This window comes from Streptomyces kurssanovii, from assembly GCF_040677245.1.
Taxonomy (GTDB): Bacteria; Actinomycetota; Actinomycetes; order Streptomycetales; family Streptomycetaceae; genus Streptomyces; species Streptomyces kurssanovii.
Map to the genome: position 1 here is coordinate 1 of NZ_JBFAQK010000021.1, position 21,128 is coordinate 21,128.

Sequence of the window (21,128 nt, forward strand, 5' to 3'; positions counted from 1 at the left end):
TGCACGCCGCCGTGACAGTGTGCACGCGGGTCTGCTGGGACTTGAACCACTTCTCGCTGTCATTCAGGTACTCGAAGCGGGTGCAGGCCCGCGCCCCATGCTCTAGAAGAAGCCGCAGGTGGGGGCGGCTCCGGTGGGAGCGGGAGCGTCTTCGGCGCCGGTGGGGGCGTAGATCTCGAGGCGGATGCCGTCGGGGTCGGTGAAGAAGATGCCGCCGGATCCGGCGCCCTCGCCGTGGGAGACGACGCCGTCGTGGGTGAAGTCGGCGCCGAGCTCCCGCAGGACGGCCTGGGCGGTCTCGACGTCCTCGATCGTGTCGACCTGGAAGGAGAGGTGGTGCAGGCCGGCGGAGCCGGTGGAGAAGGGGGTGCCGCTCTGCTCCCAGAGGGTCAGGACGAGCCGGCCGTCACGGCCGAGGAAGGCCCACTTGCGGTCGTCGTCCTTGCCCTCGGCGAGGATCTCGAAGCCGAAGACACGGAGATAGAAGGGGAGCGCCGTCTCGAGGTCGGTGACGTTGAGACCGACGTGGCCGGTCTGCAGGGTCGGCAGGTGCCGCAGGGGCTGGTCGGCGATGGACTGCGTCATGGAGGGCCTCCGTCGGTGGGCGGCCGGGTGACTTCCCGGCTAACCGGTGATACGAACGTTAACGGTTGACTCCCCACATGGTCAACCGTTGAAATAACTTTCAGGGGTTAGAACCAGGTCGATGTGATCGCATGTACCCGACGACACGAAAGGGAAGCCCCATGAGCACTGCACCGGGCCGCGGACCGGCGGCGGATCCCCGCCCCCTCACCGGCGAACCCCTGCCACTGGACCTGGTCAACACCGTCTGGATCGACGAAGGGGTCCGCCACGACCTGCTGGAGCGCCCCGACGGACTGTCCGTGTGGCTGCGGTCCGCCGGCTTCGCCGACACCGTCCCGCCCGACCAGGACACCCTCGACGCACTCCTGGCGACCCGCCGCGCGGTCGCCGCGCTACTGGACGGGAGCGCCGACGCACAGCAGGCCGCCGACGAGCTGAACGAGATCCTCCGCCACGGCCGGATCCAGCGCCGACTGGGCGAGGCGGGCCCCCTTTCCATCGTCGAGACCGACTCCCCCGGCTGGCTGGCGGCATGGACCGCGGCAGAGGCGTACCTGCGCCTCCTCGACGAACACCCGGACAGGATCCGCAAGTGCGCCAACCCCGAGTGCGTACTGCACTTCTACGACATCTCGAAGAACGGCAAGCGCCGGTGGTGCTCCATGGCCGGGTGCGGCAACCGGGCGAAGGCCTCACGCCACTACGCCCGGCACAAGCAGGGAGTCACGACGGACCGGTGAGCGGCCCGCGTCCCGGCCGGGCGGCGGCGACGGCCGTCACGGTCGCGACGACGGCGGCGATCTTGGCCCGTTACGGACGCCCCGCCCTGTCCACATGCTGTCAGGACAGGACAGGACGCCCCCTCAGCAGGTAGATTGGTCTACACCACTGAGCGCTTCAGAGACAGGGATCTTCGTGGAAGTTGTCATCGTTCCGGATTCCGCCGCGGGCGGCGAGCTCATCGCCGAAGCCATGGCCGACCTGCTGCGACGCAAGCCCGACGCCCTTCTCGGCGTCGCCACGGGGTCGACCCCGCTCCCGATCTACCAGGCCCTCGCGGCGAAGGTCGCGAACAAGGCGGTGGACGCCTCCCGTGCCCGCGTCTGCCAGCTCGACGAATACGTCGGCCTGCCGGCCGGGCACCCGGAGTCCTACCGCTCGGTGGTGCTGCGCGAGGTCGTCGAACCGCTCGGGCTGGACCAGGAGTCCTTCATGGGGCCCGACGGCTCGGCGGAGGACGTCGCCGCGGCCTGCGTCGCGTACGACCGCGCGCTCGCGGAGGCCGGCGGCGTGGACCTCCAGCTGCTGGGCATCGGCACGGACGGGCACATCGGGTTCAACGAGCCGTGCTCCTCGCTGGCCTCCCGCACCCGGATCAAGACGCTCACCCAGCAGACCCGGGTGGACAACGCCCGCTTCTTCGACGGCGACATCGAGCAGGTCCCGCACCACGTCATCACCCAGGGCATCGGCACCATCCTGGAGGCCCGTCACCTGGTGCTGCTCGCCACCGGGGAGGCCAAGGCGGACGCCGTGGCGCTCGCGGTCGAGGGCCCGCTCTCCGCGCTGGTGCCCGCCTCGGCGCTGCAGTTGCACCCGCACGCCACCGTCGTCGTCGACGAGGCCGCGGCCGCGGGGCTGAAGCTCGCCGACTACTTCCGGGCCACCTACGCGGCCAAGCCGGACTGGCAGGGCATCTGAGCGGCCGGACACACGACAGCGGGCGGCGGCCGGACCAGGCCGCCGCCCGCTGCGTGCGTTCCCGTCAGGGTCCGCCCGCCTTCCCCGCCGCCGCCCGGGCGGCGTCGAAGCGGTCCACCCAGTGCTTCGTGCGGTCGAGGTACGCGGTCTCAGCGGCCTCTCCCGTCTTCCCGTACGCGCCGCCGGCGACCTTGGTGTTGCCCGCGGCGTCGGTGTGGCGGACCGTGCCGTCGCGGGCGGTGTGCGGCACGGCCCGGTCGGGCAGCACGGCAAGTGACATGGCCTCGCCCGTCTCTGCGGGACCGTACGCGAGTTGGACCTGCTGGTAGTCGCCGGGCGGGATGTCGGGCCGGAGGGTCCGGGCCACGACGGCGGTGGCGGTCGCGACGGTTGTGGCCTCCGTGGCGGCCGCGGGGGCATCGGTCGTAGCGGCATCGGTCGCGGTGGCCGCGAACGCGGTGGTCGCGGCGGCCGCGACCGCCGTGGTCGTGGTGGCGGCGAACGCGGTGGTCGCGATGGCGCCGCCCGGCAGCACGAGCGCCGACACGGCAAGACCGAGCGACCACGCCCTGAAGGGGCGTAGGAACAGGGGCTTCCTTCCTGACCTGGTGTGGGGGTGTGTCAGGCAAGGCGCGCGCCGTCGCGCATCGCGGTGCGCAGGGGACGTCGGCCGAGCCTCATCAGCCCGTCGCCCATGCGGAGTTCTTGCGTTGGTCGCGTAACTCTTGACTCCGTCCAGCGAGTGTTTTGCGTGCTGGCGATCCGGGCGGCAATTTGCCAAGACACTGTCAAAATCCCCCGGGACGGGGGCCATGTGTCACAACACCCCGGGGCGGGCAGGCGGCTAACCGCACGTCACCCGCCCGACCGCCGCCAAAGACGCCGGCACCCCGCCCGCCGCCGGTCGCACGCACGGCGACTCGAACGGCACGGTCGAACTTGCTCACGATCGAGTGAACCGGTGGACCCATCCCCGCCAACGGAACGCAAGACGGCGCGCCGAAGGCGGTTCCCGATCGGCCTGAATCACTCCTCACACGTCCGATTCATGTGAAGTGATCGTGAATTCGTCTCCATATTCGACCCCCCGCACGCCGCTGACCTTGTGATTACCGGTCGGCGGACATTCACATGCACCTTCCGTACCACTGACCGAATCGGTCTCTTGACCCGCACTCGAGCGACGAACGAGACTCGCAGTGGCACTCATGCATCAGGAGCCACAGGCGCATGCGCCTGCGAATGGCCCTGCGAGACCGATATCGCACGGGGTGTGCGGCGGGGGAAAACAGCGAAGATCTCGCATGCGTTCTACGCATGCGCGCAATTCTCGACCCCCTCTTCCCATCTCTTGGTGCGCGGAAGGGAATGGAGGGGGAATGCCGACGCACATGGGCTATCCCGGCGTATACATCGAGGAACTTCCCAGCAGCGTCCGTACCATCGCCTCGGTCACCACATCGGTGACCGCGTTCGTGGGGCACACCCGCCGGGGCCCGCTCAACCAGCCGGTGCGCATCACGAGTTTCGCGGACTTCGAGAGGCGCTTCGGCGGCCTCACCGCCCAGAGCGCCGTCGGCTACGCGGTGCACCAGTTCTTCGGCAACGGCGGCACGGTGGCCGTCGTCGTCCGTGTGGCCAAGGCCGGCACCGGCGAAGAGGCCTGCGTCACGCTCGACTCCACCGAGGGGCGCAGCGAGTGCCCCGTGCTCGAAGTGCACGCGAAGGAACCAGGAGTGTGGGGTTCCGGCCTGCGGGTGGCCGTGGACCACGACACCCCCACGCCGGACAAGACGTTCAACCTGCATGTCCTGGACGCGCGTGGCGACGCTCGGGAGACCTTCACCGGCCTGTCGATGCACTCGGGCCACGGCCGCTTCGCGGAGACCGTCGTGAACGCGGGCTCGTCGCTGGTGCGCGTGAAGGTCCTGGAGGAGGACCGGCCCGATCCGTCGGGCACCGTTTCCAAGCCGTTCGCCGCAGACCTGCCCGATCTGAACGTCGAGGTGAAGGTCAAGATCGGTGACGTGGAGCGGGAGTTCACGTTCTACGAGCCGGACCGCGACGGCGAACCGCCGACGGACGTCACCGAACTGGCCCTGCTGCTGGAGCGCAAGCTGCGGGCCCTGCCCGACGCCCCGGGCAAGCACGCGTACGCGGGGGCCGAGGTCACCGCCTTCGGCCGCCGGCTCCAGGTCGTCGCCGGTTCGGTGGACCCCGACGACGTCGTGCGCTTCGTCGGCGAGTGCGCCAACGACCTCGGCCTGGAGGCGTCGGTGAACCCGCCCGTCTTCGCGCTCGGGGGCGGCAAGGACGGAGACGCGCCCGGGCCGCGCGACCTCATCGGCAGCGCGGCGGACAAGACGGGCGTGCAGGCGCTGCGCGACGTCGACGACGTCAACCTGCTGGCGCTTCCGGAGCTCGCGGCCTACGCCTCCACCGAGGACATGGTCACCGTCATCTCCGCCGCGGAGCAGCTGTGCCGTGAGCGGCGCATCTTCCTGCTGGTCGACTCGCCGTCGACCTGGGGCAGCGTGGACTCGGCGCGGGCGGGTATCGGCGCCTTCGACTCCGTACGCAGCGACCACGCGGGCCTGTACTTCCCGCATCTGCAGCTCACCGACCCGCTCACCGGCCGGCTGCGGGCCTTCCCGCCGTCCGGCGCGGTCGCCGGTGTCATCGCCCGTACCGACGGCGAACGCGGTGTGTGGAAGGCGCCCGCGGGCACCGAGGCGCGCCTCGCGGGAGTCCGTTCGCTCACCGTCCGGCTCACCGACCGTGAGAACGGCCTGCTCAACCCGCTGGGCGTCAACTGCCTGCGCACCTTCCCCGTCGTGGGCCCGCTGGTGTGGGGCGCCCGCACGCTCAAGGGCGCGGACGCGCTGGACAGCGAGTGGAAGTACGTGCCGGTGCGCCGGCTCGCGCTCCATGTCGAGGAGAGCCTGTACCGCGGCCTGCAGTGGGTCGTGTTCGAGCCGAACGACGAGCAGTTGTGGCAGCAGATCCGGCTGAAGGCGTCGGCGTATCTCAACGATCTGTTCCGCCTCGGCGCGTTCAAGGGCGGCACACCCCGTGAGGCGTACTTCGTGAAATGCGACAAGGACACCACCACGGACGCCGACATCGAGCGGGGCGTGGTGAATGTCGTGATCGGTATCGCGCCGGTCAGGCCCGCCGAGTTCGTGATCGTCAAGATCCAGCAGATGGCCGGCCAGTTCGACCTCTCATAGTCTCCAGGCCCGAGGAAAAGGAACACAAAGGAAACCGATGGCTGAGTTCCAGGTAAACGCCCATCGTTTTGACCCCTACAAGAATTTCAAGTTCCTGGTCCTGTGGGACGGTCGGACGGTCGCGGGCATCAGCAAGATCAGTCCGCTCAAGCGCACCACAGAGGTGGTCAAGCACCGGCACGGCGGCGATCCCAGCTCGCCGCGGAAGTCCCCGGGCCGCTCCGAGTTCGAGGGCGTCACCCTGGAGCGCGGTGTCACCCACGACCCCGAGTTCGACCGATGGGCCAACAAGGTGTGGCAGGTCGGCGCGGGGCTCGGCTCGGAGGTGTCGCTGCGGGACTTCCGCAAGGACATCATCATCCAGGTCCTCAACGAGGCCGGGCAGGTGGCCGTCTCGCACAAGCTCTACCGGGCCTGGGTGAGCGAGTACCAGGTCCTCGGCGAGCTCGACGCGAACGCGAACGCCGTCGCCATCCAGAGCGTCAAGCTCGAATGCGAGGGCTGGGAGCGGGACTACGAGGTGCCGGAGCCGGTCGAACCGTCGTTCACGCACCCGGCCTGACCGCCGTCCGCGCGCGGAGGGGCGAACGATGAACGGTCCCATCGGGGCGTCGGCCGCGGGGCCGGCCGAGCTGCTGGCCGTCTGGGAGACCGGACTGGCACAGCACCCGTCCGACCGCTCACTGCTGCTGCACCGGGCCGCCAGGCCCGGGGCCGGTACCGACGAACTGCTGTCGGTGCCGGTCGGGCAGCGGGAGGCGGACCTGCTCGCGCTGCGCCGTGCGCTGTTCGGCGAGCGTATGCAGGTGCGCGTCGAGTGCGGCGCGTGCGGCGAGGAGATGGAGTTCGACCTCGACACCCGTGTGCTGGGCGCGGGGGCCGAACTGCCGCGGGAACCACTGCGGGTGACGGAGGGCGAGTGGGTGGTCGAGTTCCGGCTGCCCACCGTCGCCGATCTCACGGCGGCCGCGACGGCGTCCGACCCGGCACAGGCACGCGGCCGTCTCGTGCGTGCCTGCACGGTACGGGCGCTGCGGCACGGTGAACCGGTCGACGCCGACGCCCTGCCCGGACTACTGCCCGAGCGGGTGGAGCGGCGGATCGCGGAGGCGGCGGCGGAGGCCGACCCGACGGCGGACGTGCGGCTCACCGTCGCCTGCCCCGAATGCGGCGACGCCACCCCGGCGGAGCTGGACATCACCTCCTACCTGTGGACCGAACTCGACACCTGGGCGCGGGACCTGATGCTCGACGTCCACCTGCTCGCCACCGCCTACGGGTGGAGCGAGCCGGAGATCCTGGCGCTCAGCCCGCTGCGGCGTCGCTACTACCTGGAGCTGTGCGCAGATGTCTGACCACTTCGACCGGCTGCTCGCCCGGTACACGCCGCTGGGCGCGGCCGAGCGCGCGCCGGCACGTGTGCGGCCGCGCCTGCCCGGACCCTTCGAGCGTGTCGAGGCGCTTCGGTACGGTCCTCCGGACCCGGACGAGCCCGCGGCGCTGATCCCGTCGGCCCCCGCGGCACCGGCCGCGCCGGCCACGACCGTGCGCCACGAGCACGAGGTACGGACCGATCGTCACACGGTGGTGCGCACCGAACGGATCCGGCCGGACGACTCCGCGCCGGCGGGGCGTACGGCGCCGGAACCGCGGCCGAGGCCCGCGGCCACGGAACGGACGCCCGTACGGCCCGCTCCGCAGCAGCCACCGGCACGCGCCGGGCGGCGCGGCCGCACCGCCGACACCGCGGACACCCCGCCGCCCGCGACGGCGGCCGCCGTCCGGCAGCCGCCCGCCGCGGGGCCCGTGCCCGCGGCTGCCACGCCCGTGCCGCGCGGCTCCGACACGGCCGCTGCCCGCGGCGCGGCCCGGGCCTCCGTCGGGCGCCGTGCGCCGAAACCGGCCGAGCGGGTCGTGCATGTGCAGATCGGCCGGCTGGAGGTCAGCGCCGCGCCGCCGCCCGGCCAGGACCGGCGGCCGGCGGCCCGCTCCGGCAGGGCCGCGCCGGCACTGACGTTGGACGACTATCTGTCACGCGCCTCACGCGGCGGGAAGAGGGACTGACGAATGAGCAACGCACTCGCCGTCGCGACGGTCACCCAGGCACTGAGCCTGCTCATCGCCGACAACCTGGCCCCCGAGATGGACCTCGCCGTCAACGTCGAGACGCGCAAGCCGCCGAACGAGCCGCCCACCGACCCCACCATCACGGTGTTCCTTTACCAGGTGGCGCCCAACCCGGCCATGCGCCACGTCGACCTGCCCACCCGCGGCCCGGACGGCACCCTGCGCAAGCGCCCCGCCGCCGCCCTGGACCTGCACTATCTGATCAGCGCCTACGGGGAGGAGGCCACGCTCGTCGGCCAGCGGCTCATCGGCTGTGTGATCCGCACGCTCCACGAGATCCCCGTGCTGCCGAAGGACGTCATCGAACTGGCGGCCCAGGCGCCGTATCTCGCGGGCTCCGATCTTGCCGAGTCGACGCAGAAGGTCCGCTTCACGCCGACGGTGATGGACATCGACGAGACGTCGAAGCTGTGGGGGATGCTGCACCAGACCCCGTACGCCCTGTCGGTGGCGTACCAGGCGTCGCTGGTGCTGATCGAGGGCCGCGAGCGGCCGGTCCCGGCGAAGCCGGTGACGGAACGGACCGTACGGGTGCTGCCGTTCGGCGCGCCCGGGGCGCCGGTGCCGCCCGGCTCCGGCACACCTTCCGAGGGCGCAGGGGACGCGCCCGAAGGCACCGCCGAGCCGGTGGAGGCGCCACGGGCAGGGGCGGGCGAAGAGGCTGCGGCCGAACGGCCCGTACCGGCACGCGCCCGCAGGGAGCAGCCGGCCGGCGGACGCACGCCGGCGAAGCAGGCGGTCAAGCGGGCGGCGGCGTCGGGCCGTTCCCGTAAGGCGGGCGGGGCCGACGGGCCACGGCCGCAGCAGGACGGAAAGAGCTGAGCCGGGGTGTCGCGGACGGGGGCGGGTGAGGACATGGGCACGGACAAGGAGGGCGGCGGCCCCGCCGGGGCGGCGGCCCAGGGCCGCGCGCTGACGTCGGCGATCCAGGCGGTCCTGGCCCGTATCGACGCGCACGCGGCACGGGCGGGGCACACGGGCGGCGGCGCCGCGCGGCCGGACACGTCCGCGGCCGTGTCCGGCCGTGATCGAGCCGGCAGGCCCGCACCGGACGGGGCGGACACGGCTCCGGCGGGCGGCGCCCATAGCGACGAGGCCGTGACGGGCCGGGCAGACACCGTCCGTCCGCGCCAGGCGGACACGGCTCCGGCCAGCCGGGCGACGGAAGCCCCCGGTGCGGACGGGGGCACGGTCCCGGCGGACACCTCCCGTCCGCGCCAGGCGGACACGTCTCCGGCCACCCGGGCGACGGAAGCCCCCGATCCGGACCAGGCGGACACGGCTCCGGCGGGCGGCGGCCAAGGCGTTGAACCCTCCCGCGCGGACACGGACAAGGACCCGGCGAGCGGAGCGGCAGAGGCGCTCGACGGCGCCGGCGACGGTCTCGCGCGGCGCGAGGATCACCGAGGCGACGCGTCGACCGCCGGCGGGCCCACCGCGCTCGACGCGCTCGTGGCCTGCTTCGGGCTCAGTTCCTTCGAGCGCGACATCGTGCTGCTCGCCGCCGCGGCCGAACTCGATCCCACCACCGGTGCCCGGTGCGCGGCGGCATCCGGGGATCCCGAGCGGGGCCATCCCACGTTCTCCCTGGCCCTCGCGGCGCTCGAGGCGCCGCACTGGAGCGCGCTGACCCCCGTCGCACCGCTGCGCCGCTGGCGGATCGTCGAGCTCGACGACGAGACCCGGCTCACCACCTCCCGGCTCCGCCTCGACGAGCGCATTCTGCACTTCCTGGCCGGCTCGCCCTATCTGGACTCCCGGCTGCACGGACTGCTGCGCCGCACCGGCGTGCCGGATTCCCTCCCCGCCTCGTACGACCTGGCGGCGAGCCGGGTCGCGGCCGGCTGGGCCGGCGCGGCCCCGGGGGCGCCACTGCGGGTGGAACTGGTCGGCGGGGATCTGCGCAGCCGCACGGACATCGCCGCGGCGGCCGCCCGCCGTTCCGGACTCGGCCTGTACGAGATGTCGGCCGCCGACGTCCCGGCCGCGCCGGCCGAGCGGGACCGGCTGGCCCGGCTGTGGCAGCGCGAGGCGATCCTGCTGCCCGCCGCCCTGCTGGTGGAGTTCGGCGACCTGGACCGCGAACAGGCGGCCGTCGCCGACGTGTTCGTCGAGAGCGCCGCCGTTCCGCTCGTCGTCTCCGGCCAGGAGCCGCGGCCGACGGCCCGCGCGCGGGGCGAGCGCGTCACCGTGCCGCCGCTCGACGCGGACGAGCAGCTCGGTGTCTGGACGGAGGCCTTCGCCGAGGTGCCCGAGGTGCCCGAGAGCGCACTGCGGGATCTCGTGGCGCAGTTCCAGCTGCCGCCGCACCTGGTGCGTTCGGCCGGCGCGGCCGTCGCACGCGACCTGCCCGGCGAGGACGAGCTGGACGCGACGGGGCTCGCATGGCGTGCCGGCCTCACCGAGGCCCGGATGGGCATGGACGAGCTCGGGCGGCGTATCGAACCGCAGGCCGGCTGGGGCGATCTCGTCCTGTCCGAGCGGCAGTTGAAGATCCTGCGCGAGATCGTGGCGCATGTGCGCCGGCGTCCCACCGTCTATCAGGAGTGGGGCTTCGCCCACACCCTGCGGCGGGGTCTCGGCGTCACGGCCCTGTTCGCCGGCGGCTCCGGCACGGGCAAGACCCTGGCCGCCGAAGTGATGGCGAAGGAACTGGGCCTGGATCTCTTCATCATCGATCTGTCCCAGGTGGTCAGCAAATACATCGGCGAGACCGAGAAGAACCTGCGGAAGGTCTTCGACGCCGCCGAACGGGGCGGCGCGCTACTGCTGTTCGACGAGGCCGACGCGCTGTTCGGCAAGCGCAGCGAGGTCAAGGACAGCCACGACCGGTACGCCAACCTCGAGGTGAGCTATCTGCTGATGCGGATGGAGGCGTACCGGGGTCTCGCGATCCTGACCACGAACATGAAGCAGGCGCTGGACACGGCGTTCATGCGCCGTATCCGGTTCGTGGTCGACTTCCCCTTCCCCGGGGAGAGCGAGCGGGCCGAGATCTGGCGCCGGGTGCTGCCCGCGCAGGCGCCCATGAAGGACATCGACCCCGAACTGCTGGCCCGGCTGACCGTGGCGGGCGGTTCCATCCGCAACATCGCACTGTCCGGCGCGTTCCTCGCGGCGGAGGAGGGCGAGCGGCTCCGGATGCGTCACATGCTGGAGGCCGCCCGCACCGAATACCTCAAGCTGGACCGCTCCCTGACGCCTTCGGAGGTCCACGGATGGGTCTGAACGAGGCTCCGCGCGAGGCGACCGTGCGGGTGGACATCGGCGAGCTGGCGCTCGACGGATTCGGCCGGGGCGTCGACGCCGAGCGTGTCACCGCGGCGTTCCAGGCCGAACTGACCCGGCTCGTACGGGAACGGGGCGTGCCGCTCGCGGCGGACGGCGGCCGTGCGCTGGACGGGCTGGCGGGGCTGCCGCCGCTGCCCGCGACCGCGTCCGCCCGCCGTCTGGGCCAGGAGCTGGCGCGCGCGGTGCACGCCGGTCTGTCGGGCCGTGGCGAGGTGACGTCATGAGCACCTCCCACTCGCAGGAGTCACGGTCGGACCAGGCGGGCAAGCGGCGCAAGCGCAAGGACCGCGCCAAGTCGGGCACTGTGGAGCCGAAGAACATCGTCAGCGGTGCGGGCCAGCCGCTCGACGTGAGCGTGCGCAGGGAGCTGGAGGAGCAGCTCGGCCACGACTTCGGGCGGGTACGGCTGCACACCGACCGGGACGCGGGCGCGCTCACCGAGCTGCTGGGCGCCGACGCGGTCGCCGTCGGCCAGGACATCTTCTTCCGCGAAGGCGCCTACCGGCCCGGCACGGTCGACGGACAGCGCCTGCTCGCCCACGAGTTGCTGCACACGGTGCAGAACCCGCACGGTCTCGGCACCCTGCGGGCCGGGCGCGACCTGGGCGCGGTGAGCCTGCCGCAGCAGGCGATGGAGCGCGAGGCGGAGTCGGCGGCGCAGGACCTTGTACGGGAGCAGGGCGCGGCATTCGAGGTGGAGCCGGGGCAGACGACGCCCGGCTGGCTGCGGTACGCCCGCGTGGACGCCGACCGGAACCGGCTGGAGCAGATCGATCCGGCGACGCTGGTGGACCGGCTGGCGAACAGCGTGGTGCGGTCGCTGCGGGGCGACCCGGAGGACCGGTCCGGCCGGACCCGGCGTCAGCTCGCCCGGCTGCCGGAGGAGTTGCAGGACAGCGTTCTGGACCGGCTGGAGAGCCGGCTGCTCAGCTCGGAGCAGGAGAGGCTGCTGGACATCGTCGACGAGCTCGACGGCGACGAGGAGCAGGCTCAGGAACAGGGTTCGCTGGACGCCCCGCAGGCCGAGAACGATCTCTTCGACGACGTGGCCCTCGAGCGGGAGCAGGAACAGCGGGCGGCGGAGGCGGAGCAGGAGGAGCAGGAAAGGCCCGCCCCGGCGCCGGGCCCGGAGAAGGAGCACACGGACCCCGAGGGCGCTCCCGGCAGTACGCCGCAGAACGGCGGTACGGCGGAGGAAGGCACGACACCGCAGGGCGGTCGGGCCCCGCAGGGCGGCGAGCAGTCGGGCACGGACGGCGGACAGGCGTCCGCGCAGGAGCCGGCCGCACCCGCATCCGCCCCTCAGCAGGACCGGTCGGGGGCCGCCGGCGGCGGGGCCGGTGGCGGCGGCGCGTCCCCGGGCGGCGCATCGGCGGCCGGACAGCAGGCGGGCGAGAAGAAGGAGTCCGGCGCCGAGGGCGGCAAGGAGGAGGGTGAGGAGCAGCAGGCCGCCGCCCCGAGCGAGGAGGAGTCCGCGGCGAAGAACCGTCCGGGAGCGGTCGACTCGCTCACGGCGGGGCAGCAGATCAGGCCCGAGGACAAGGCGGGCCAGGACAAGCCCGGTGGGTCGCCCACGTCAGCGGGCAGAGGCGTATCGGACCCCGGCCCGCTCAGCCGGCTCGACGGCGTACGGTACCAGGATCTCGACGGTCCGCAGGACGAGGCCGAGGAGCAACTGTCCGACAGCACCTCCGAGGTGGAGGTCGGCGGCGGGGAGAAGAGCGCCTGGGACGTCAAGCTCCAGCCGGAGGACTTCCTGCCGGAGCAGGACCTCGACGTGTCCGCCGTGCCCACCGCGGACGGCGCCGACCCGGCCGCGGCACCCGCGGTGCCGTCGTTCCCCGCTCCCCCGGTCACCAAGGCCGACAAGGTCCAGGCCGAACGGGACGCGGAGGACGCCGAGGACGCGGCGGCCGAGGCCGAGAACGACGAGGACGGCGCCGCCGCACCCGCAGACGCCGAGCCTTCGGCCGACGAGGAGGAGAACCCGCCGGACGGCGCGGAATCCGGCGGGGCGGCGCTGGAGCGTGCCGCCGCGGCGCTGCCCGTTCCGGGTCCGGCGTCGAAGGACCCGAAGAGCGGCGCCGACCCGAAGGCCGGACCCGTCGCGGCCCAGACGGCGGTCCAGGAGAAGCCTGGCACGTCGGAGAGCGGCGACGCGACCCAGGAGGCCGCCGCCAAGGAGGAGAAGGGCACCGCCGCCGCGGGCGACCGCCCGGCCGCCGCACAGGAGAAGTCGTCGCCGCAGGCGGCGGGCGGTACGGCGGGACCGGAACCAGCGGCGAAGCAGGAGCAGAAGCCGCCGGCACCGGCTCCCGCGGCCGCGGGCGAGCAGGCCACCGGCGCGCCGGCACCGTCCCCCGCGCGGGACACCCATGTCACCGGCGGATCCGGCGCGGACACGCCCGGCGGGGCGAGCAGCAACGAGGCCGGTGGGACCGAGGGACCGTCGTCGGACCCCGCTCCGGCACCGGACCCGCAGAGCGGCCCGGCGCCCGCCCCTCCCCCGGCTCCCGCGCCGGCGAAGGCTCCGGCCACCGCGCCCGCACCGGAGACCGCTCCGTCGCCCAAGGCCGCGCCGTCCAGGCGGGCCGCCCCGGCGCCCAGGGCGCCGCAGGGCGGGGGCCGGTCAGGAGGCCGTGGCGGGGCGGCGGCAGCGGCCAAGAAGGCGAAGAAGGACTCCGGGGCGGCGCCGAACCTCTCGGCCGTGTCCCCCGAGGCGGGTCTGTCCACCGCCTCGAAACTGAAGCCCCACAAGGCCCTTGAGGCGATGGGCGGCGTGGGCGGCTCCGTGGACCGCACCGTCGGCGACGAGCACAAGTCCCTGGCGTCGGCGCCGCCGTCGATGCAGCGCCCGGCGGGCGCTCCGAAGACGCTGGAGGGCAAGCCGAAAGCCGACGCCCCCGCCCAGTACTCCCAGGATCCGGCACAGAAGGCCGAGGCCCCGAAGGACGAGAAGGCCGAGGTCACGGGAGCCAAGGAGCCCGAAGGCGAGATCGAGGCGGAGAAGGCGGAGGAGCCCGGAGGCTGGGACACCTTCAAGATGGCCCTCGGCTTCGGCATCGGCAAGGTGCTCAGCTGGGTCGGCTTCGAGGTCGACGCGCAGGAACTGGCGGCCAAGTTCGCCGGCCTGCCGACCAAGGACGAGGCGCTGAAGCAGGCCCAGGCGGGCAACGCGCCGGGCGTGGAGATGTCCGGGGCCGCCGAGCAGACGGCCGGCGAGCAGGGCACGGCCGTGGACGCCAAGGGCCAGGACACCGTGACGACGGGCCGTGAGGACTCCGCCCGCGGAATGGGCGAGGACCAGGTCTACCCGAATGCTCCGAAGGAGCAGATGAAGGGGAAGGTTCCCGGTCCGGACGGCGGGAAGGCCGGCGTGCCCGAGGGGGGCGCGTCGACCGGGGCCGTGCCGCCCGAGGCCGCGTCGGAGGTGGCCGAGCACGACCGCGGACCGCAGTTCCAGAAGGCGTTCGGCGACGGCCAGAAGGGCATGTCGGAGGGCCGGCAGACCAAGGACAGGGATTTCCGCGACTCACAGGCGAAGCACAAGGCGAAGGTCGACGCCGAGATCGCGACCAACACGCAGAGCCAGACGGGCGAGCGCGAGAAGGCGCTGAGCGACGTCAACACCCAGCGCGAGGACTGGCGCAAGGAGCAGGACGAGGAGCTCAAGAGCCTCGGCACCAAGAAGACCGAACGCCACGAGAAGGTCCGGACGGACGTCAAGGACCGGGAGGAGAAGACCGACAAGGACGTCACCAGGGAGAAGGAGGACGGCGACAAGAAGATCAAGGACGAGAACACCAAGGCCGAACGCGACGCGGAGAAGAAGCGCGACGACAGCGTCAGCGAGTCTGGCAACTGGATCACCAAGGCCTTCGACTGGATCAAACAGAAGGTCATCGAGATCAAGGACGCGATCGTCCGCGTCATCAAGGCGGCCCGCGACGCGGTCGTCGGCTTCATCAAGAACTTCAAGGAGACCGTCGAACGCTGGATCAACGAGGCCCGCAAGTTCATCGTCGACACGATCAAGCAGCTCATCGACGATCTGATCGAGTTCGCCAAGAACATGGTTCGGGCCATCATCGAACTGGCCGACCGGATCCGGAAGTTCATCACGTCCCTGATCGAGGCGGCGATCGCCCTCGTCAACAAGCTCGCCAGCATGCTGAAGCAGATCATCACCGATCTGCTGGACGGCATCGCGAAACTGCTGAGCGACATCCTGAGCATCCTCAAGAAGATGCTGATGGACGTCCTCAAGGCCGTCGTGGACGCGATCAAGACCGTCCTCGACTACGCCGCCAAACTCCTCAGCGCGCTGGGCGACTTCATGCTCATCGCGGTCGACTTCCTCTCGGACCCGGGCGGCTGGCTGAGCGGCGCGAAGAACTCCGCCGTGGACGGGGCCAAGAACCACCTGTTCCGTGAGGTCCAGGCGGCCGTGAAGTCGTGGTTCCAGTCGAAGATCGAGGAGATCATCGGCATCCCCAAGGCGATCATCGAGAAGCTGATCAAGGGTGGCTACACCCTGGAGAAGATCGTCAAGGAGACGTGGGACGCGATCGTCCCCCAACTGCCCTTCATCATCGGCGAGATCGTCATCACCAAGGTCATCGCGAAACTGATCCCGGGCGCGGGCTGGGCGATGGCCGTCATCGACGCGATCAAGGTCGCCATCGGCGCGCTCGGCGAGATCCTGCGCGCGATCGGCGCGGTCATCACCTGGCTGAAGGCCGTCCGCCAGGGCGGCGCCGGCATCCTCTTCGCGAAGGCGGTCGCGGCGGGCATCGTGGCACTGCTGGAGCTGGCCTACGAGGCGCTGCTCAGCGGCATCGGCAAGTACGTGGCGAAGGTGGGGCAGCGCCTCAAGGGCGTGGCGGCGAATCTGGGCAAGCCCAAGAACGACAAGGAAAAGAGCCCGGCGCCGCCGGCCGCGCCTCCTGGCGACAAGCGCGGCCCGGGCAAGGACCAGCAGGGCCAGAACCAGCCGGCGACCACCCCTGCCACCACGCCCAAGAAGCCGGCCGCACCCGCCCCGGGCAAGGACAGGACGCCGGACGCCAAGCCGAAGACCCCGTCTCCTGCGAAGCCGAAGGACACGACGCCGGGGCCGGCCAGTCCCAAGCCCTCGAACGGCGACAGGAAGCCCGCCGCGGACAACCGGAACGACAAGCCGCAGGACCGCCGCGACGACAAGCCGGACACCCGCCCCACGCCGTCCCCGAAGCCGACACCGACCCCCCGGCCGAAGCCGAAGCCCGACCCGGCGCCGGCGCCGGCGCCCAAGCCGAAGAACGACACTCCGGGCCGGCCGCAGGACAACAAGGACTCCACCCGCCCGAAGGACGACGACAAGCGCCCGACGCCGTCCAAGGACACAGATCCCAGCAAGCCGAAGGACGACAACGACGCGCCTGGCAAACCCGCCCAGCCGAAGAAGCCGGACGGGAGAAGGCCCGAGCAGGACCGGGACCGAACCGGCCCGGGCAACAGAGGGCCGGGCCGGTCCGGTCCGGGGAGGCCCAAGTCCGGGCCCGAGAAGGACAGGCGCCGAAACGAAGAGGACTCCAAGAACGCCAAGGAAGACCGGCTGCAGGAGATCATCGCCCGTATCCGCCCCCGACTGCGGGAAAAGCTCAGCCGGGGAATGGATGAGCGCGTTCATGATTCCCTGCTCGACGGCTGGCGCGCTTGGTACCGGCTCACCAGCCTCGAGAAGTCGGGATATCCGGATTTCAGGGTGACGGCGAGACTGAACCCGTCAGGGCTGGTGACGCCTGGATACACCGAAGCCGAAGACCAGAGGAAGTACAAGCGGGTCCGCCATGCGGACTACATGAACAACCAGCCGGAACCCGACCTGCCGGAACCCAGGATTCCCGACTTCCAGGACGGCGTTCTCGCCAGGAACTTCAAAGCGGAGTATCTCAACAAGCATCTCTACAAGAAAAACCCGTCGGACACCGGAATCAGCCAGCACGCGGGCGCGGCAGATATTCAGGAACCCATCGGCTTCCGATACATCAACAAGTACGACCTCAACCGGAACAGAAGCAACTCGTGGGTGCGCATGCATCTGCTCACGGAGCGGCTCGGCGGGCCGGCGAAGGGGTCGAATCTCGTGCCGGCACGCAGCAAGGTGAACAACCCGCTCTTCAAGAAGGCGATCGAGGAATACCCCGAGAAGGCCATTTCTTCCGGAACGCGCGAGATGGTCTGGTATCGAATCAACCTGACCTACCACACCGGGGACATACCCGGGTTCCCGCAGTCCATCACCGCTGCGTGGGGGACCTACTCCTACGATCGGGCGAAGAAGAAGTGGGACGAAGAACCCGCGATCACCGGCCAGCCCGCCTCCTATACCGTGTCAGGCCTTGAGAAGCCGCCCGCCTTCGACACCGAAAAGAGCCGCATCTACGTGAATCGCGACGACGAGAAGAGAATGCGCCGCATGCTGGACGTGAGCGATGCCTTCTCCAAGGCCATCGTGAGGGTGCGCAAACTCAATCCCAGCGACACGGGCCCAAGCAACATCATTGACCTGACGAACCGCCTGATCGCCGATCCCGGTAGGCGCCGCATCGGCGACTTCGACAGAGGGATCGGCCAGCTCATCAGACTCGACGCCCAGGGAAACATTCGGTACCGGGGCTAGCACCACCCCCGCGAGAGGAGTCCGCATGCGGAAACCAACTGAGATCGAATCGGCTCACATCGCCTCGGTAGACGAGATCCTCGCCTGTGACCTGATGACCGTCGAGGACCACGAGATGGAGGAGCTGGGAGAGCAACTCGAGGCAGCACCAGGAGTCTTCTCGCTCCTGCCGGAGTGGAAGGACGTGCCTCTCGGGTCCGAACTCGCACGACGAACGCCGCGCTTCAACGGACTCGGCTGCCGCTGGCGCACGAAAGAGCCATTGGCACCGTTCGAAGGCGAGTTCTGGATCACGGATCTGTTCGTCGCTCTGCTGCAGGATCCGCCTGATCTGGCATGGGAAGGGACACCGGCTGAAGAGAGCGCCCTGTACGCGCAGTTCCGGATCGTCGACTCGACACCGGTCGCCGCAACGGGCCAGTTCACTGCAGTTCGCGTCCAACCTGGCGTCGACCCGCTGGAGCTCTGGTACTACGACATGGACCTCAACACGGTCGAGGGTCACGACCGCCAGTACGTGCGCCTGGAGGTGACGTACCCCGACTACCTCGACGCACTCCTGCTCACCAAAGGAACCTTCGGGTGGCAGTACTTGTTCGCGGATGTCTCCCTGGGCAGCGAAGGGTTCGAGCGCGTCCTCTTCTCGCTGCGGAGCATGGTTGAAGCCTTCCCGCGGCTCTTCCCCGACCACGACTACGCGGACCTCAAGGCCCGCCTGGAGGCCCGCCTGTGACCCGCTACGCCGACATCCCCAAGCCCATCCGCTCCGGCATCGTCGTCGTCGACCCCGAGCGCGGGACGCCGCAACGCATCATCGTGCTCCAGTTCAACCCGGACACCCTCGAGCGCAGTCTTTCGCCACAGGCCGCCGGAGGGTCCGGTGATGCCGGCGGCGGGGGCAGCGGGTCCGGGGACCGGAACGAGGCGCTCCGCCTCAAGGGCCCCGCGCAGGAGACCTGGAAGTTCACCGCCGAGATCGACGCCACCGACCAGTTCGAGGTCGCCGCTCCCGACGGGATCCACCCCGAACTCGCGACCCTCGAGATGCTCGTGCACCCGACGACCGCGCAGTTGCGCGAGGCGTCGCGGCTCACCAAGAAGGGGACCATCGAGATCAGTCCGATCGAGATGCCGCTGACGCTCTTCACGTGGGGGGCCAAGCGCGTCATGCCCGTGCGGCTCACCGAGCTGTCCATCAACGAGTCCGCGTTCGACGTGAACCTCAATCCGATCCGGGCGAGCCTCAGCATCGGCATGAAGGTGCTCAGCGTCAGCGATCTGCCGGCCGGGCACCGCGGCGCGGATCTGTACATGGCGCACCTCGCGCAGAAGGAGCAGCTCGCCAGGGCCGCCCGCAGCGGCGGGCTCGCCGCGCTGGGGCTGGCCGGGCGCAACGGGATCAGCGGCATCACGGGGAGGGCCTGAAGAACATGGCGGAGATCGAGCCGTACGAGAGCGCCATGGACGCGATACCCGGCGCCCACCCCTACCCCCGCTCCAGCCGGTACCACGATGCCGAGATCGGGGTGCACCGCACTCCCGACGGCACCGAAGTGCGCTACACGAAGCGCCGGTTGCTGCCCCCGCTCGGCGACGAGCGCGCCGGCGACGACGAGTCCGCGGCGCACACCGTCAGCAGCGGCGAGCGGCCCGATCTGCTGGCGCAGCGCTACTTCGGGGATCCCGGCCAGTGGTGGCAGATCGCGGACGCCAATCCGGTGCTGGACCCCAAGGAGCTGACCGACGAGGCGGGCCGGGACATCCGGATCCCGCACGCCGGCGGTTTCCCGGCCCCCGGGGACCGGTATGTCTGAGCAGCCGGTCGGGCAGGGGCCCGTTCACATCACCCTGCAGACGGGCCCCCGGCTGACCCGGCCCGTGCCGCCGGAGGTCGTCGAGGCGCTGCTGTCCGCGCAGATCACGGCGACGGCCGGCGAACGCAGCGGTTTCCAGCTCGCGTTCGACCTCACGAAGACGGGCGCGCTGTCCCGGCGGCTGCTGCCCGAGGGGTTCTTCGACCCCAAGACGCGGGTGATCCTCTCGGTGAGCGTGAAGGGCACCCCTCAGGTGCTGCTCGACGGGCTGATCGTGCGCCAGGAAGTCGGTGCCAGCAATCAGCCGGGGCACTCGACGCTCACGGTGACCGGCGAGGACCTGTCGATCCTGATGGACCTCGAGGAGCACACCGACCGGTACCCGAACATGCGGCCGTCGCAGCGGGTCGGCCGGATCCTCGCCAAGTACGCCGACTACGGGATCGAGCCGCGGGTCTACCAGGAGAAGATCGAACAGCCGCCTCGAGAGCGGCTGCGGGTCGAGTACCAGACCGGGACCGACCTGGGGTACGTCACCGAACTGGCCCGGGCCAACGGCTACATCTTCTATCTGGAGCCGGGCCCGCGCCCCGGGGTCTCCACGGCGGTGTGGGGCCCGGAGCGCCGGATCGGGGACCGTCAGCACGCGCTGAACGTGAACATGGACGCCAACTCGACGGTGGATCAGCTGACGTTCGCCTACGACGGGACGGCGCGCGAGGAGCCGCAGGCGCGCGTGCAGAACCCGGCCACCCGGGACAGTCTGCTGCTTCCGCAGCCGGACATCGGGCCGTTGCGTCCGCCGCTGGGGCGCCGTGCGACACCCGCGCTCCGGCGCCGGCGGCTGTCCGGTACGGCGAAGATGGAGTCGGAGCAGGCGCAGGCCGAACTGCTGGCCAGGGCCGCCCTGTCCGCCGACGCGATCTCCGGCTCGGGCTCGCTGGACGTCAACCGGCACGGGTACATCCTGCGGCCGCGCGAGCTCGTCGGCGTCCGCGGCGCCGGGGTGACGTACGACGGCGACTACTACGTGAAGTCCGTGACGCACAACATCAGGCCCGGCTCGTACCAGCAGAACTTCACGCTCTCGCGCGAGGGGCTCATCGCCCGCAGCGGCACCGTGCGGCCGTGAACGCGCACCAAGGACCAGGGGACCAGGAGTAACCACGCATGGCTGCAGGACCGAACAACCGGTTTCTCGGCAAGTTCCGGGGGCGGGTGGTGAGCAACGACGATCCGCTGAAGATCGGCCGCGTCACGGTGCAGGTGCCGGACGTTCTCGGCAACGAGACCTCCACCTGGGCGCTGCCGTGCCTGCCGTTCACCGGGCCGGGCTCGGGGCAGTACGTCGTGCCCGCGAGCGGGGCGGGGGTGTGGGTGGAGTTCGAGCAGGGCGACCCCAGCTACCCGATCTGGACGGGTTGTTGGTACGGGGACAGTGCCGAGCTGCCGCCGGACGCGCTCACGGGCGGTCCGGCGCACCAGAACGTGGTGATCCAGACGTCCGACAAGCACAAGCTGGTGATGGGCGACGTCCCGGGCGGCCACGGCATCAGGCTCCAGGCCGAGAGCGGCGCGTACATCCAGGTCGACGAGAAGGGCGTGACGATCGCCAACGGCCAGGGCGCCTCGATCGTGCTCAGTGGCGCCGAGGTCATCGTCAACGACGGCCGGCTGATCGTGCCGGGCAAGCAGTGACCGACAACGGGGAGA

At 71.1% G+C, this 21,128-nt stretch carries 16 protein-coding genes and 1 pseudogene; 15 read left to right on the forward strand and 2 right to left on the reverse strand.

The window, feature by feature from the left end; genetic code table 11:
- Positions 1 to 102 precede the first annotated feature (102 nt).
- Complete coding sequence (locus AB0K36_RS17075; protein ID WP_364594473.1) at positions 103 to 585, reverse strand: VOC family protein; 483 nt, start codon at positions 583 to 585, stop codon at positions 103 to 105.
- Positions 586 to 746: 161 nt separating this feature from the next.
- On the opposite strand from AB0K36_RS17075, the gene AB0K36_RS17080 reads away from it, so the two are divergent.
- Both AB0K36_RS17080 and nagB read left to right on the forward strand, forming a co-directional pair.
- Positions 747 to 1,328, forward strand: a complete 582-nt coding sequence (locus AB0K36_RS17080; protein WP_364594476.1) for a CGNR zinc finger domain-containing protein — start codon at positions 747 to 749, stop codon at positions 1,326 to 1,328.
- A 175-nt stretch (positions 1,329 to 1,503) separates the two neighbouring features.
- The gene (gene nagB, locus AB0K36_RS17085) at positions 1,504 to 2,289 is read left to right on the forward strand and encodes a glucosamine-6-phosphate deaminase (protein ID WP_364594479.1); all 786 of its coding nucleotides are present in this window, start codon (positions 1,504 to 1,506) and stop codon (positions 2,287 to 2,289) included.
- A gap of 181 nt (positions 2,290 to 2,470) precedes the next feature.
- Here the strand turns inward: nagB and AB0K36_RS34720 are convergent.
- Positions 2,471 to 2,878 (reverse strand): annotated as a pseudogene (locus AB0K36_RS34720) (hypothetical protein); the annotation flags it as partial.
- A gap of 790 nt (positions 2,879 to 3,668) precedes the next feature.
- On the opposite strand from AB0K36_RS34720, the gene AB0K36_RS17095 reads away from it, so the two are divergent.
- Genes AB0K36_RS17095 through AB0K36_RS17155 form a run of 13 tightly spaced genes read left to right on the forward strand, consistent with a single transcriptional unit; the run spans position 3,669 to position 21,113 of the window.
- On the forward strand, positions 3,669 to 5,519 hold the full coding sequence (locus AB0K36_RS17095) for a phage tail sheath C-terminal domain-containing protein (protein ID WP_364594481.1): 1,851 nt from the start codon (positions 3,669 to 3,671) through the stop codon (positions 5,517 to 5,519).
- A gap of 37 nt (positions 5,520 to 5,556) precedes the next feature.
- Positions 5,557 to 6,081, forward strand: coding sequence for a phage tail protein (locus AB0K36_RS17100; RefSeq protein ID WP_159694533.1), 525 nt, complete (start codon positions 5,557 to 5,559; stop codon positions 6,079 to 6,081).
- A 28-nt stretch (positions 6,082 to 6,109) separates the two neighbouring features.
- Positions 6,110 to 6,874 (forward strand): T4 family baseplate hub assembly chaperone, encoded by a 765-nt coding sequence (locus AB0K36_RS17105; RefSeq protein ID WP_364594484.1) that lies wholly within the window; start codon positions 6,110 to 6,112, stop codon positions 6,872 to 6,874.
- Entirely contained in the window at positions 6,867 to 7,583 is a 717-nt protein-coding gene (locus AB0K36_RS17110; protein ID WP_364594487.1) for a hypothetical protein, read from the forward strand. Before AB0K36_RS17105 ends, AB0K36_RS17110 begins: the two co-directional genes overlap by 8 nt.
- Before the next feature lie 3 nt (positions 7,584 to 7,586).
- Positions 7,587 to 8,468, forward strand: coding sequence for a Pvc16 family protein (locus AB0K36_RS17115; protein WP_364594490.1), 882 nt, complete (start codon positions 7,587 to 7,589; stop codon positions 8,466 to 8,468).
- 33 nt (positions 8,469 to 8,501) lie between these two features.
- A complete protein-coding gene (locus tag AB0K36_RS17120) occupies positions 8,502 to 10,874 on the forward strand; it encodes an ATP-binding protein (RefSeq protein WP_364594493.1) in 2,373 nt (790 codons plus the stop codon).
- Positions 10,865 to 11,161 carry a hypothetical protein gene (locus AB0K36_RS17125; protein WP_364594496.1) on the forward strand — a complete coding sequence of 99 codons (297 nt, stop codon included), beginning with the start codon at positions 10,865 to 10,867 and terminating at the stop codon, positions 11,159 to 11,161. Before AB0K36_RS17120 ends, AB0K36_RS17125 begins: the two co-directional genes overlap by 10 nt.
- A complete protein-coding gene (locus AB0K36_RS17130; protein ID WP_364594499.1) occupies positions 11,158 to 17,601 on the forward strand; it encodes an eCIS core domain-containing protein in 6,444 nt (2,147 codons plus the stop codon). Before AB0K36_RS17125 ends, AB0K36_RS17130 begins: the two co-directional genes overlap by 4 nt.
- A 25-nt stretch (positions 17,602 to 17,626) precedes the next feature.
- Positions 17,627 to 18,334 (forward strand): hypothetical protein, encoded by a 708-nt coding sequence (locus tag AB0K36_RS17135; RefSeq protein WP_364594502.1) that lies wholly within the window; start codon positions 17,627 to 17,629, stop codon positions 18,332 to 18,334.
- Entirely contained in the window at positions 18,331 to 19,026 is a 696-nt protein-coding gene (locus tag AB0K36_RS17140; RefSeq protein WP_307704813.1) for a hypothetical protein, read from the forward strand. Before AB0K36_RS17135 ends, AB0K36_RS17140 begins: the two co-directional genes overlap by 4 nt.
- A 5-nt stretch (positions 19,027 to 19,031) precedes the next feature.
- Positions 19,032 to 19,415 (forward strand): LysM peptidoglycan-binding domain-containing protein, encoded by a 384-nt coding sequence (locus tag AB0K36_RS17145; protein ID WP_364594505.1) that lies wholly within the window; start codon positions 19,032 to 19,034, stop codon positions 19,413 to 19,415.
- Complete coding sequence (locus AB0K36_RS17150; RefSeq protein WP_364594508.1) at positions 19,408 to 20,547, forward strand: hypothetical protein; 1,140 nt, start codon at positions 19,408 to 19,410, stop codon at positions 20,545 to 20,547. The genes AB0K36_RS17145 and AB0K36_RS17150 overlap by 8 nt, the downstream gene beginning before the upstream one ends.
- Before the next feature lie 38 nt (positions 20,548 to 20,585).
- Positions 20,586 to 21,113: a phage baseplate assembly protein V gene (locus AB0K36_RS17155; RefSeq protein ID WP_364594511.1), complete on the forward strand. Its 528-nt coding sequence runs from the start codon at positions 20,586 to 20,588 to the stop codon at positions 21,111 to 21,113.
- The last annotated feature ends 15 nt before the right edge of the window (positions 21,114 to 21,128 follow it).